Origin of the sequence: Stenotrophomonas sp. DR822 (assembly GCF_019793815.1) — a bacterium.
In the GTDB taxonomy this organism is placed as follows: Bacteria; Pseudomonadota; Gammaproteobacteria; order Xanthomonadales; family Xanthomonadaceae; genus Stenotrophomonas; species Stenotrophomonas indicatrix.
In genome coordinates this window covers 2,635,671-2,648,888 of record NZ_CP081826.1, presented here as the reverse complement: position 1 = coordinate 2,648,888, position 13,218 = coordinate 2,635,671, and the positions used below count along the sequence as shown (strand labels likewise).

The following is a 13,218-nucleotide window of genomic DNA, read 5'->3' as shown; positions in this document are numbered from 1 at the left end:
CCGTAATGGAAGGGACGGTGAAAGGCCGAGCATAGCGGCGAACCCGCCCTCACGTGTTTGTCTTGCGTTATTGACGTGGCCACGCCGCGCCGATCGGCAGACTGCAGGCATGCCAGCGACCCCCACACCCGAACGCCAGGCCGCGCGCGCCGCCGGCCTGCGCTACGTCGATGACACCCAGCCTGGCATCAGCCGGCGACGCGCAGGCAAGGGCTTTGCCTATCGCGATGCCGATGGCCATGCCGTGCGCGATGCCGCCACCCTGCAGCGCATCCGCGCGCTGGCCATTCCACCGGCCTATACCGCCGTGTGGATCTGTGCCCACGCCGATGGCCACCTGCAGGCCACCGGCCGCGACGCGCGCGGGCGCAAGCAGTACCGCTATCACGCCGACTGGGCGGCCGTTCGCGACGCCGGCAAGTTCGACCGCACCATCGCCTTCGGCCAGGCGCTGCCGGCGCTGCGGCGACGACTCAGCCGCGACCTCAAGCGCAGCGGTTTCCCGCGCGAGAAGGTGCTGGCGGTCGTGGTCGCGCTGCTGGCCGACACGCTGGTGCGGGTGGGCAACGAGACCTATGCGCAGGAGAACAAGTCGTACGGCCTGACAACGTTGCGCAACCGTCACTTGGACCTGCTTCGGGGAGGCCGGGTGCGCATGCGCTTCCGCGGCAAGTCCGGGCAGTTGCAGGAGGTGGTGGTCGGTGACCGCCGGCTGGGCGCGCTGGTGCGCAGCGTGCAGCAGCTGCCGGGTCAGGCCCTGTTCCAGTACCGCGACGACGCGGGCGAGGTGCAGCCGGTGGATTCGGGCGCGGTGAACGACTACCTGCGCGAGGTGATGGGCGAGGACTTCACCGCCAAGGACTTCCGCACCTGGGGCGGCACGATGGCGGCGGTGCAGGCCTTCGCCGCCACCGAGCTGCCCGAGCCGGCCAGCCAACGCGCGTTGGCCAAGGCGCAACGCGAGGTGGTGTGCCAGGTGGCTGCGCGCTTGGGCAATACGCCAGCGGTATGCCGCAAGGCCTACATCGATCCCTGCGTGTTTGCCGGTTGGGAACGCGGCGAGCTGACCGCACTGGCGGGCCTGCGCGGCCCGCGGCAGTGGGAACAGGCGACACTGAAGGTGCTGCGCCGGGCCCGGCGGCTCAGCCGCAAGGCAGGTCAGCCGCAGTAGATGGCGGTGATGTTGTTGGTGCGGCCAGTTTCGATGGTCAGGCGATCCCCGCCTTCCGTGGCTGCGCCGGCGGCCGGATCGGCAGCACCGCTGGCGGTGTTGCCGCTGCGCTCGCGGCTGCCGCGGGTTACCTGCACGTGCAGGCTGTCGCTGTCCACGCGCGCACGTTCGATGGTCATGCCCGAAGCGGCGAGGCCGACCGCGCCGCGCACCTTGTCGGTGTGGCACTGGCCTGAAATCACCCCATCGATCGGCTGGACCTGGGCGACCGGGCTGCTGCTGCAGGCGGCGAGGGCGAGGGTGAGTGCGGCGGTGGCAATGGCGTGTTTCATGGTGGAACTCCCGGTGTCGATGCATGCAGGGTGCGATGACGCGCGTGGTGGCGGAATGAATGCCGTGCACGCGATGGACACAATGCGCTCACTGCCGCCAACAGCCTGCGTGGAGACACTGCACGAGCGGCGCACGCCGCCCCCGGTACTGCGGCGCACGCGCCCCGGTAGTGCCGGCCGCTGGCCGGCAACCCCCATCCTCCCGAGGAGACCTGCATGGCCACCACCAAGAAGACCCCCGCCCGCCGCAAGGCATCGCCGAAGGTACGCAAAGGCACCCAGGCAGCGCCCGCCGCCGCCGAAGCCACCACGTCCGATCGCCCGCGCGTGGTGAAGACCGCCACCCGCAAGGCCGCCGCCGCTGATCCGCGCGCGGCGCGCGTCGCCGCGCGGCAGCGACGGCTGCAGGACCAGGAAAAAGCGAAGGATGTACGCGCGGCAAAGAAGGCGACAAAGAAGACCGCCACCCAGGCTGGCCCACGCCGTCAGCCGGAGAAGATGCCGGCGCAACATCTGGCCAAGCCCGGCCATGAGCATGCACTGGAGCTGGCCCCGCGCTTCCTCGCGCCGGATTACGTCGGCAGCGGCAAGCTGCAGGGCATGCGGGCCATCGTCACCGGTGGTGATTCCGGCATCGGCCGTGCGGTGGCGGTGCTGTTCGCCCGCGAAGGCGCCGACGTTGCCGTGCTGCATCTGGATGAAGCCAAGGACGCCGAGATGACGCGTCAGCACGTGGAAAAAGAGGGCGGCCGCTGCGTGGTGATCGCCGGCAACGTGCGCGACCCGCGCTTCTGCGACAAGGCCGTCAAGCAGGTGGCCAAGGCGTTTGGTGGCATCGACATCCTGGTCAACAATGCGGCGTTCCAGTTGCACTGCGAGCGCCTGGAAGACCTGGAAGATGCGCACCTGCAGGAAACCCTGCAGACCAACATCGGCGGCTATATCCAGATGGCACGCGCAGTGCTGCCACACCTGGGCGAAGGCGCCAGCATCATCAACACCGGCTCGGAAACCGGCCTGTTCGGCAGCAAGGCACTGATCGATTACTCGGCCACCAAGGGCGCGATCCATGCGTTCACCAAGGCGCTGGCCAGCCAGTTGCTGCCGCGCGGCATCCGGGTCAACTGCGTGGCGCCGGGCCCGGTGTGGACGCCGTTGAATCCGGCCGACAAGCAGGCCAAGGACGTGGCCGAGTTCGGCAAGGACAGTGACATGGGCCGGCCGGCACAGCCCGAAGAACTGTCGCCGGCCTATGTGTTCCTGGCCTCGCCGGCCTGCGCCAGCTACATCAGCGGGGTGATCCTGCCGGTGATGGGCGGGCCGCGCGGCTAGCGCGCGGCGGCAACGCCCTTGGGCGCGGCGGAGTAGAAGCCGGCGATGCGCGGTATGAACTGCTGCGGATTGGCGCCGACCAGGTTGGTCAGCACGACAACGGCGAGGCCGCGCTCGGGATAGACGATGAAGGCCGAGCGCGCACCGCCCATGCCGCCCACCTGCAGGTCGGGTGCGGTGTTGAACACCGGCCAGCCTGCGGCCCAGTCACCGGCGCTGCCGTCGTTGAGGCGCTCGGCCGTCCACATCTGCTGCACCGCACGCTGCTCCAGCAGGCGTCCCTCCTGCAACGCAGCCAACCAGCGCGCGGTGTCATCGGCCGTGGTGAGGATGCCGCCGCCGGCCCACAGGCTGGGCGGCATGTCGTAGAACCAGTGCGACAGGCGTGGCGTCGCATCCTTTGCATCGGTGGCGCGTGGCAGGTAGCTGTACATCGTCGCCGCATCCGGGATCAGGTCGTAGCTGTCGCCGAACGTGGTGCGTGCCATGCGCGCGGTGGAGAACTGGCTGGTGGCCAGGAAGCGTTCGTAGGGCATGCCGGATTGCCGCGCGATGATCCGCGCCAGCAGCAGGTAGTTGGTCTGGTTGTACTGGAAACGCTCGCCGGCCCTGGCCTCTGCCGGCAGCGCGCGGACCGCCTGCCATGCGTCCTGTTCCGAACCCCCACCCAGCAATCCCTCTGCATCGAGGATGTCGGGCAGGCCGGAGGTGTGGGCGAGCAGCTGGCGCACCCGCACTGCCCGCCAGCTTTCGGGCAGGTCGTCGAGATAGCGCGCGATGGGCGCGTCCAGATCCACCCGCCCGTCCTGTGCCAGCTGCGCCAGAGCGACGCCGGTGAAGGATTTGGTGGCCGAGTTGAGCGGGAACCGGGTGTTGCGGGTGGCGACCACGCCGTTCTCGACGTTGGCCAGCCCATAGGTCTCCGACAGCACCACCTGACCATCCTTGACCACCGCGACCTGCAGGCCCGGGATGCGCTGTTCCTGCATGGTCTGGCGGATGAAACGACGGGTCTGGTCGTTGGCCTGGTCCTGGTTGGCGGAGACGGCGGCGAAGGGCAGCAGGCTGATGATCATGAGCAGGGTTCGTAGCGACTGGCGAGGCATGCGGGTTCCCGGAGGTCGGAAAGATCGGCGGCGATGACGGCTGCCGCAGGCGACAGGCCATGGGTCGGATGCGCGCCCGGCGGAAAAGGTTTAAGCCGGCTGCGCGCCCTACCGTTCGTCGGCCCATGACTTCCGGGGGGTTGACTACAGGTGTCGTCATGGCAACAGTAGCGACACGTGTAGTCAAGGGAGTGTTGTCATGCGTGGCAAGACCATCGGGGACCAGGAACTGGCCCTGCTGCAGTATGTGGATGAGCAGGCACCGGCCAGCGTCGGCGAGGTCGCCAGCGGCTATGGCGAACCGCGCGGACTGGCCCGGTCCACCGTGTTGACGATGATGGAGCGCCTGCGCGCCAAGGGTTACCTGCAGCGCAGGCAGCAGCAGGGTGTCTACCGTTACCAGCCCACCCGTGGCCCGGAGAGCGTGCTGCAGGGCGCCGTTGCCCAGTTCGTCGACAACACGCTGCAGGGCTCGGTGTCGCCATTCGTGGCGTACCTGTCGCAGCGGCAGAAGGTCAGCGACAACGAACTGGCCGAACTGGAAGCGCTGGTGGCCGAACTGCAATCGCGTCGCCAGGAGGACTGAGCCATGGATACCTCGATGTTGATTCCGATGCTGGAACGGCTGGGCTGGACGAGCCTGCAGACCGTGCTGCTGGTGGCACTGGTGTACCTGCTGTGCCGCACGCTGCCAGCACTGTCGGCGGCCACCCGCTGCCGGTTGTGGTGGCTGGTGTCGCTGCAGGCGGTGGTCGGTCTGTTGTGGAGCCAACCGCTGCAGCTGGCCTGGTTGCCCGCACCCGATGCGGTGGCCATGACGACCGTGGATCTTGCTGCGGATGCGGTGTATCCGCTGGCACCGGAGGCCGCCGCGCAACTGCTGGCGAACGTGCCGATGAGCGATGCCGGCAGCGCGCAGGTGGCCTGGTGGGCAGTGACCCTGGCCGCGCTGTGGATGTCCGGCGTACTGCTGATGGCGCTGCGGACCTTTGGCGAATGGCGCCGGTGCCGTGCGCTGCTGGCCGCGTCGTATCCGTGCGAGGACCAGGCGCTGGTGCAGGCACTGCAGCTGGCTTCGGATGCGCATGGCCTGCGCCGCGCGCCACGCCTGTGGATGAGCGACCAGGTGGACGCGCCGCAGCTGGTCGGGCCGTTCCGTCCGGTGCTGCTGCTGCCGGCGGGCATGAACGCGCTGCAGGGCGATGCGCTGGACCTGGCACTGACCCACGAGCTGCAACACCTGCAGCGTCGTGACCTGCAGTGGGGGCTGCTGCCTGCCCTGGCCCAGCACCTGTTCTTCTTCCATCCGCTGCTGCGCCTGGCCGTGCGCGAATACGCCCAGGCCCGCGAGGAAGCCGTGGATGCGGCGGTGGTCGGCCAGCACGGTGCCAGCCGCCATGCCTATGGACGGTTGCTGCTGCAGCTGGGTGTGGCGCCGCAGCCACACCTCGGCGTGGCCAGCGCAGCGCCCAGCACCACCAGCCTCAAGCGCCGCCTGCTGTCGCTGCAGTCGCACCGGGCGTGCCCACGCCTGCTGGCCGTTGGCTTGACCCTGGTTGTATTGGCCGTGGGTGTGGCGCCGATGCGGCTGGTGGCCGCGCCGGTCCCGCCTGCACCGCCGGCACCGCCGCGCGCTGTGCCCGCGCCGCCGCCGCCGCCCGCAGCACCCCCGGCACCGGCAGCGCCGCCTGCCGCAGCGGTACCGGCAGAGCCGGCCGACTGGGCCGAGCCGGCAGAGCCTGAGGAGCCTGCCGACGTCAATGAAGACGAGGAGCAGGACGCAGGCACCCATGCGCACTCGCAGACCACCATCGTCACCCATGGCCAGCTGGATCTGGGTACGCCGCCACAGCAGGCCTTCGTCCTCGTCGATCACGGCCAGGCGTTCGCCAATGCCGGCATGGACGATGTGATGCAGGCGCGCAGCCGGCTTGGTGACGGCCCGGCACTGTGGTTCCGCCAGGGCGACAAGCGCTACGTGGTGCGCGATCCGATGCTGATCCAGTCGTTGCAGCGTGCCTATGCCGGCGCCGTCGACCTGAGCCGCCAGCAGAGTGAACTGGGGCGCCAGCAGAGCGTGCTGGGGCGGCAGCAGGGGCAGCTCGGTCGTGAACAGGGTGAGCTGGGCAGGCTGCAGAGTGAAGAGGCGCGTGAGATCGCTCTCGCCGCCGCACGGGCCGCACGCAGTGCGATCAACGATCGCGACATCAACCGCGAAGCGGCAGCCGAAGCGGCGCGGGCCACACGCAGCGCGGTGGATGATGCGGCGATTGCACGCAAGGCTGCGGCCGAAGCACAGCGCGCGTCACAGGTGGCCCGCAACCAGGCGCTGCAGTCCGAACGCAGCCGCGAGATGAGCCGTCTCGCCAGCCAGCAGGCTGCGCTGGGAAGCCAGCAGGCCGTGCTGGGCAGCCAACAGGCGGCATTGGGTGAACGCCAGGCGCGGCTGCAGGCGCAGGCAGCGAAGCAGGCGCAGCAGGTCATCGCGCGTGCGCTGGCCAGCGGCAAGGCCGAGCGGCTCTGACAGAGCGGAGCGCCGGGCCATGCCCGGCGCCCGCAGCGGCGCGTATGCGAATGGAATCCGCCGGGCAGGGCCCGGCGCTACCCCATCAGCCGCAGCTGGCGCGCTCGATACGGTTCTGTGCGTCCACCTGCACGGTCACCCGGTCCTGGCGGAAGTCCATGGTCACCGCCATCCCCGGTTTGACCACGCGTGCGTTGCGCGCGCCACTGTCGGCCACCAGCTTCTTGATCGTCGCTTCGTCGGCGGTCTTGCCGGTGAATGCGTCCAGCGCCTCGGGGCGGCACTCCTGCGGACCATCGGACACCTTGGCTGGCAGGCTGCCGGCATCGGCAGAGGCGTTGCCACCGGCATGGCTGCAGGCGGCCAGCGGCAGGACGGCTGCAAGCAGCAACAGGGGGGATCGACGCATGGCAGTACTCCTGGGGGGTGTTCAGTAGCGGCAGTGTCGCCGAGCGCTGTGTCAGTGATGTCAACGCGGCCTGGATCCGCCCTCTCCGTTCATCCGCTTACCAGCGCCAGGGTCTCCCGTTCGCGCTGCTCTTCCCGCACCAGCCGCTGCAGCAGCAGGGCCAGGGTCACCACGTCCTGGTGGTTGTGGTCGGCCACCCGGCGCAGATTCACCGCATCACCGCCACGCAGGTAACGCAGCCATGCGGCGGGGGCTTCCGAGCCGGGCAGGTCATCTTCGCGCACCACGCGCAGCAGTTGCCGCTCGATGGTGGACAGCTTGCAGTTCTCCCACGTACCGCGGTAACGGCGGCGGGTGGGATACAGCAGGTCGACATGGTCCAGCGCGGTGATGGGATCGGCCTGGCGGGCCAGCCGATAGCGCGTCTTCAGCAGAGGGGCGTCGTAGCTGCGGCCGTTGTAGCTGCAGAACACGGTATGCGGCTGCAGCCAGCTGGCGAAAGCGGCCAGCATCGTTTCCTCGGCAGCCATCGTCGACATCAGCAGCTGGCGGATGCGCAGGCCTTCGCCACGCTGCGGGCACACATGCCAGTCGGCGGCACCGATCATGAAGGCGCGGGTGCCGGTGCCGCCGGCCAGGCCAGTGGTCTCGGTATCGAAGAACAGCAGGTCGCGCGCAGCCACGTGCTCACCCTCGCGCTTGGCGAAGGCCAGCGACAGCGGCATGACGGGAATCGGCTGCGGCAGCAGTGACTCGATCAGGAACAGGCCGGGCGCAATCTCGTTGCCGGGCAGTTGACGATCCTGCGCGCTGGCGCGTGCCGGCGCAGGGCCACCCCGCGAGCGCATGCCGAGCAGGCGGTGCAGGCTGCCGACCTCGGGCCGTCGCAGTGTCGCCGGCGCAGGCGTGGCCATGCCGGTCGGCTTGTGGCGGATCTCCTGTTCCACCCAGGCAAACACCGAACGCTCGGCCGGTGGCTGCCGCGCATCGTTGGCAGCCATCAGTGCCGGCGGCGTCTGCTGCGCCGGCGCGGCAGGCGTGGCTGCTTTCGGGTCACCCGCCTGCTTGCGAAGCAGCCGCAGCTTGTCCAGGCTCAGGCTCACGGGGCGATCAGCTCCATCGGGTCGCGCGTGCTCACCACCACATCGGCTACCTGCTGGCAGGCCTGCGCATCGAACAGGTCGAGCACGCGCAGCGCCAGCGCACGCGGCGAGGTTTCATCCTGTTCCTGCGCGGCCAGCACCGGGCCGACGCAGGCCGGGCAACCCGCCTTGCAGTCGCAGCGCTGTACCAGTTCGCGCGCGCGCTGCACCAGCTCGGCCTGGCGCTGCCACAGCGGCTCGCTCAGGCCGACGCCACCGGGGAAGTTGTCGTACAGGTATACGGTCGGCACGAATTCCTGCAGCAGTTCCACCGCGCCAGGCTCGCCATCGCTGCCCCGCAGCTGGCCGCGCCCGCTCTGGTCGGCAATCGCGATCCAGGTGCCATCGCCGTTGCCCACCGACTTCTGCAGGTCGCGCGCATCGGCCATCACCGCCACCGTGGCTACGATGTGCAGTGCATAGGCGGCGCCGAGGAACCCATCCAGCGCATCCTGCTTGCTGGCGAAGGCGCGCAGCAGCAGCACCTGCGGCAGCTGCCACCACACCGCGGTGGTGTGCAGTTCCTGGTCGGGCAGGTTGACCGGGCCGTAGCCGATGTTCTCGTGGGTGTAGTAGCGGATCTTCTTGTAACCGGCCACGCGGCGCACCACGTGCACTTCGCCATGGTGCGAATCACCGCGGCCGGCCACGCCACCATCGAAACGGTCCAGCACCTTGAGCTTGGTGAAGTCGATGCTGTCGGTGTAGTAGTCCACGTGGGTGCGGGTGACGTAGGCCTTGCGGCCTTCCCAGTCCAGCGTTTCCACCTGGTAGGGCGTGGACTGCACCATGTGGATGGCGCCCTCGTACAGGGTCAGCGCGGCAGCGGAGTAGTCCACTTCGGCGATGATCTGCTGGCGGCCATCGCTGCGGTCGACCACCACGAAGTTGCCGTCGGCCACCGCGCGCAGGCTGACCGCGTTGGCCGGATAGCTGTCGGCGATCCACTCCCAGCGTTCGCCTTCGCGGTGGATGACCTCGGTTTCGGCCAGTGCTTCCAGGAACACTTCAGGATCGATCGGGCCGAAGCCATCGCCGACCCGGAACGGCAGTTCGAACGCCGCGCAGCGGATGTGATCGAACAGGATCAACGGCTGGTCGGGTGCGATGCGTGCGTGTTCCGGCGACGCCTCGGCGAAGAAGTCCGGATGGCGCACCACGTACTGGTCCAGCGGCTGCGAACTGGCCACCATCACCCCGAGTGCGGGCTGCTGGCGGCGTCCGGCGCGGCCGAAGCGCTGCCAGGTGGCAGCCACGCTGCCGGGGTAACCGTTGAGGATCACCACGTCCAGGCTGCCGATATCCACGCCCAGTTCCAACGCCGAGGTGCTGACGATGCCGTCGATGTTGCCGGCACGCATCGCACGCTCGGTCTCGCGGCGCTCGGTGGGCAGGTAGCCACCACGGTACGCGCGGATGCGCGGTGGCTTGCGCGGATCGTGATCGAAGATGTCCTTCAGGTACTTGGTCAGCACCTCCACCATCAGCCGGGTCTGCGCGAACACCAGCGTCTTCAGGCCGGACTTGATCGCGATGCGGGCGATGCGGTTGCTCTGCGAGCGCGCCGAGGCACGCAGGCCCAGGTCGGGGTTGATCACCGGCGGATTCCACAGCAGCACCTGCTTGGGCCCGCTGGGTGCACCGGATTCGGTGATGGCGGTGACCGGTGCTTCGATCAGCGCCTCGGCATGCGCCTGCGGGTTGCCGATGGTGGCCGAGCACAGGATGAACTGCGGTTGCACCCCGTAGAACGCGCAGATGCGCTTGAGCCGGCGCAGCACGTTGGTGACATGGCTGCCGAACACGCCGCGATAGGTGTGTACTTCGTCGATGACGATGTAGCGCAGGTTCTCGAAGAACTGCGCCCACTTGGTGTGATGCGGCAGGATCGCCTGGTGCAGCATGTCCGGGTTGGAGACCACGATGTCGCCATGCAGGCGGATCGCCTGCCGCGCGTCGCCGGGGGTGTCGCCGTCGAAGGTGAAGGCCTTCACCCCGAGGTCGCCGGCGCGGTTGAGCTCCAGCAGTTCGGCCACCTGGTCCTGTGCCAGTGCCTTGGTGGGGAACAGGTACAGCGCCTTGGCCTTGTCCTGCATGGCGGCGCTGACCACCGGCAGGGTGTAGCACAGCGACTTGCCGCTGGCGGTGGGGGTAACGATGGCGACGTGGTCGCCACGCTGGCTGGCCTCCCATGCCTTGGCCTGGTGGCTGTAGAGCTGCTCGATGCCGCGTGCCTTCAGCGCGGCGGCCAGCGCCGGTGGCACCGACGCGGGAATCGGCGCATAGCGGCCTTCGCGGCCGGGAATGGCGAAGCTGCCGGTGATGCGATCCTGGTAGCGGCGCTGCAGGCGTGCACTGAGCAGCGCGCCATCGCGCGCGGGCAGGCCATCGCGGGTGGCGAGCTGCTGCTCCGCATCGGCGGTGCGCTTGGCGAGTTCGTAGGCCATGGAAGATGGAGCCGGGACGTTTTTCGAGGGATCACATGGCACCACATCCACGTCTCAGGATGTGAGACATCGCGCGCGAAGGGCGTGAACCGTTCATTGCCACGGGTCGGGACGCCGCGCGATTTCCGCGCCGAGCGCCTTGCTGCGGCGGACGGACTGCACGATGCAGACCACAAGCCGTACCGTGTGCCAGCCCACCGCCAGCACTGCCAGCGGCTGCCAGGCAGATGCAACCGGCCAGCCCAGGTCCAGGCGCTGTGACAACGGCATCCAGGCGGCGCCGAACATCAGCACGCACAGCAGCAGGCCCAGCCAAGCCAGATGCCAGAACCCTCCCGTTGGCGGATAGCGTCGTCGGTCGCTGGCCAGGCACCATGCCGTGCCCGCGCCCAGCACCCCCCCATCGCAGGTGCGCACATCCAGCAACATCGAGCGCCCGCGGGAGAATGCCTCGGCGTGCTCCCATTCCTCCGGAAGCTGCACGCGCCGGTCATTGCCCAAGAGCCACACCTGTGATGCCTGGGCAGTGCGCCGGTACACGAGTAGACGGCCGCGGACCCGCAGTACGCGCTGCGCGGTCGCAGGGCCGTTGCGGCGTGGGCGGCCCAGCCAGGCCGCAAGACCGGCGATGGCAAGCAATGGCGTGGCGAGCAGGCCCGGGACGCCGGCGGCGGCCCATAGCGCCAGTGCGGCAATCACCAGCGCGGAAGGGCGCAGGCCGGGACCCCGTCGCATCGAAACTTCTTCCGGTGTCTCCATGCGCTCGCCACAGACCCGGCTGGTGGCTGCATCCGGCCGTGCAGCAGCGATATTGAAGCCATTGAGACGCACCACCACCGCCACGCGTTCGTCCAGCACCACGTCGGCTTGGTTGTCTTCCGAGAGGTATGGCCATGCCCGCCTTGGAACCAGCACGCGAACTCCACCCAGCAGGCCATCGCCAACCGGGAAGTTGTTCCAGCACGCCCCCCCGGTGAACGCCCCGTGCAGCCGCTTCACCTGGTCGTCGTGGACACAACCGGTCAGCGCGCGCAGCGGTGCCAGTGCGGAATGTTCTTGAGCATCGAGCGTCCGCAGGGTGCTGCTCCGGCGCAGCGAGGCCAAGCCTGTGCGGACGCGTGATGCCCATTCGGCAACGGCCGCGAGGACCATCACCAACAGGACTGCCAGACCGATCAGCACGGCTGCGCGTGACATCATCAGGCAACCGGCTGCAGCGGTGGGACTGTGGAGGAAGCTGTCATGGCTGGCTGCCGTACACGGAATGACTCAGGATGCAGGCCCCGCCCTGGCGGGGGGAATGAAGTTCGTTGCAAACTCCGGCGCCCTGGCCGCGCATCGGTGATGCGGCACACTCCCTGAACGCCCTCGCCGTTTCCAACGAAATCTGAAGCCTGGATCCGTATCCTTGGTTGCTGGACGCAACCAACACGGTGGATGGCTGTGGCAAAACGGGCAACGCATGGAGCACTTCTGGCCGGCATGCTGCTGGCGGGCATCGCGCACGCGCAGCAGACGACGCCGGCGGCCGTGCCCACGCCTGGTCCCGTACCGGCGCCCGCCGTGCCGCCCGCCGTTGATGACACGCCCGTGGTCACCCCGCCTGCGCAGGGGAACGTCACCACGCTGGGCGAAGTGCGCGCGCTCAAGCCCGAAGACGACCAGCCGCTGGACCTGTACCGCTTCAAGAACCCGATGCGCGCGGAGAACAACCGCTTCAGCCGCGACTGGAGTGAGCCGCCGTCGCCCGAGCAGGTCAGCATGGGCGGTGGTTACATCATGATGGGCGTGGTCAAGGGCGTGATGGCCGCAGCCAAGGGCCTGAACAAGATCACCGGCGGCCCGGACCAGATCCAGTCGGCCATCGCCCGGCCGCCACCGGAACTGAGCGCCGAGCAGCAACGGCGCGCGCTGCAGTTCTGCGCGCAGCAGGACGGTTGCGGCGCGCCGCCGGAGAAGTAGGCGGTATCCTGCGGGCCTTCCCTTCGAGGCTGCCTGGATGCTGCTGCGTACCCTGTTCCTGCTTGCAACGCTGAGCCCGCTTGCCGCGTCCGCCAGCGACCTGACCGATGGCGGTTCGTGCCGCAATGGCGCGTTCCCTTCGGAACAATCGGGCTTTGCCCTGGCCAAGGTGGTGGGCACGCCGCGCCTGTACCTGCTGGGCGACATGGACGGCTGCCCGGCCAAGGGCGAACCCGCCTGTCGCCAGCGCAGCTACGTGGTGAGTGGCGACACGGTGGTGACCGGGCGTGATCTTGGCCGCTACCGCTGCGCGTTCTTCCCGAACAAGGTGGGGGGCAGCGCAGGCTGGGTGGATCGCAGCAAGCTGCAGGCGTTGCCGGTACCCGCGCCGACGCTGCAGGCCTGGTCCGGAGACTGGAAGGACAGTGACAACGGCCTGCGCATCCGCGTGCGTGACGGCCAGCTGCACGTGGAAGGCGATGCCTACTGGCCCTCGGCCAACCCGACGCCGGCAGAGCGCCCGGGCGGCCCGAACATCGGCGCGGTAAGCGCGCAGGCGGTGCCGCGTGGTGCTCAGGTCGACTTCGTGGAGGATACCTGCACGGTACGCGCGCAGCTGCTGGGCGACGTGCTGATCGTGGCCGACAACAGCGAGTGCGGCGGCATGAACGTGCGCTTCAACGGTGTGTATCGGCGCAAGTAGATCCACGCCATGCGTGGATGAAACGCGCGGACGGCCCGGCGCCAACCAAGGTGGGCATCTACCCTGCACGGCGTCAGTAGATCCACGCCA

At 68.9% G+C, this 13,218-nt stretch carries 12 protein-coding genes; 6 read left to right on the top strand and 6 right to left on the bottom strand.

What is annotated here, in order from left to right; genetic code table 11:
* The first annotated feature begins 109 nt into the window (after positions 1 to 109).
* Positions 110 to 1,171 carry a DNA topoisomerase IB gene (locus K5K93_RS12260; RefSeq protein ID WP_222388026.1) on the top strand — a complete coding sequence of 354 codons (1,062 nt, stop codon included), beginning with the start codon at positions 110 to 112 and terminating at the stop codon, positions 1,169 to 1,171.
* Here the strand turns inward: K5K93_RS12260 and K5K93_RS12255 are convergent.
* Entirely contained in the window at positions 1,159 to 1,503 is a 345-nt protein-coding gene (locus K5K93_RS12255) for a hypothetical protein (RefSeq protein ID WP_222388025.1), read from the bottom strand. The two genes, K5K93_RS12260 and K5K93_RS12255, sit on opposite strands and share 13 nt — an antisense overlap.
* Before the next feature lie 216 nt (positions 1,504 to 1,719).
* Between K5K93_RS12255 and K5K93_RS12250 the strand changes: the two genes are divergently transcribed.
* Positions 1,720 to 2,835 (top strand): SDR family oxidoreductase, encoded by a 1,116-nt coding sequence (locus tag K5K93_RS12250; protein ID WP_222388024.1) that lies wholly within the window; start codon positions 1,720 to 1,722, stop codon positions 2,833 to 2,835.
* Here the strand turns inward: K5K93_RS12250 and K5K93_RS12245 are convergent.
* The gene (locus tag K5K93_RS12245; RefSeq protein WP_222388023.1) at positions 2,832 to 3,911 is read right to left on the bottom strand and encodes a serine hydrolase domain-containing protein; all 1,080 of its coding nucleotides are present in this window, start codon (positions 3,909 to 3,911) and stop codon (positions 2,832 to 2,834) included. The genes K5K93_RS12250 and K5K93_RS12245 overlap by 4 nt on opposite strands.
* Positions 3,912 to 4,140: 229 nt before the next feature.
* Here K5K93_RS12245 and K5K93_RS12240 point away from each other — a divergent pair, with 229 nt between their 5' ends.
* A complete protein-coding gene (locus tag K5K93_RS12240; protein WP_025876036.1) occupies positions 4,141 to 4,527 on the top strand; it encodes a BlaI/MecI/CopY family transcriptional regulator in 387 nt (128 codons plus the stop codon).
* Positions 4,528 to 4,530: 3 nt separating this feature from the next.
* Positions 4,531 to 6,465: a M56 family metallopeptidase gene (locus tag K5K93_RS12235; protein ID WP_222388022.1), complete on the top strand. Its 1,935-nt coding sequence runs from the start codon at positions 4,531 to 4,533 to the stop codon at positions 6,463 to 6,465.
* Positions 6,466 to 6,550: 85 nt separating this feature from the next.
* On the opposite strand, the gene K5K93_RS12230 is transcribed toward K5K93_RS12235, so the two are convergent.
* The 4 genes from K5K93_RS12230 to K5K93_RS12215 all read right to left on the bottom strand — a co-directional run bounded on the left by K5K93_RS12230 (position 6,551) and on the right by K5K93_RS12215 (position 11,660).
* A complete protein-coding gene (locus K5K93_RS12230) occupies positions 6,551 to 6,874 on the bottom strand; it encodes an I78 family peptidase inhibitor (RefSeq protein ID WP_222388021.1) in 324 nt (107 codons plus the stop codon).
* An 89-nt stretch (positions 6,875 to 6,963) separates the two neighbouring features.
* Positions 6,964 to 7,977: a ribonuclease H-like domain-containing protein gene (locus K5K93_RS12225; protein ID WP_222388020.1), complete on the bottom strand. Its 1,014-nt coding sequence runs from the start codon at positions 7,975 to 7,977 to the stop codon at positions 6,964 to 6,966.
* On the bottom strand, positions 7,974 to 10,463 hold the full coding sequence (locus K5K93_RS12220) for a DEAD/DEAH box helicase (protein WP_222388019.1): 2,490 nt from the start codon (positions 10,461 to 10,463) through the stop codon (positions 7,974 to 7,976). The genes K5K93_RS12225 and K5K93_RS12220 overlap by 4 nt, the downstream gene beginning before the upstream one ends.
* A 93-nt stretch (positions 10,464 to 10,556) precedes the next feature.
* Positions 10,557 to 11,660: a hypothetical protein gene (locus K5K93_RS12215; RefSeq protein WP_222388018.1), complete on the bottom strand. Its 1,104-nt coding sequence runs from the start codon at positions 11,658 to 11,660 to the stop codon at positions 10,557 to 10,559.
* A gap of 240 nt (positions 11,661 to 11,900) precedes the next feature.
* Here K5K93_RS12215 and K5K93_RS12210 point away from each other — a divergent pair, with 240 nt between their 5' ends.
* Both K5K93_RS12210 and K5K93_RS12205 read left to right on the top strand, forming a co-directional pair.
* A complete protein-coding gene (locus K5K93_RS12210; RefSeq protein WP_222388017.1) occupies positions 11,901 to 12,425 on the top strand; it encodes a hypothetical protein in 525 nt (174 codons plus the stop codon).
* Between the two features lie 37 nt (positions 12,426 to 12,462).
* Entirely contained in the window at positions 12,463 to 13,128 is a 666-nt protein-coding gene (locus K5K93_RS12205) for a hypothetical protein (RefSeq protein ID WP_222388016.1), read from the top strand.
* The last annotated feature ends 90 nt before the right edge of the window (positions 13,129 to 13,218 follow it).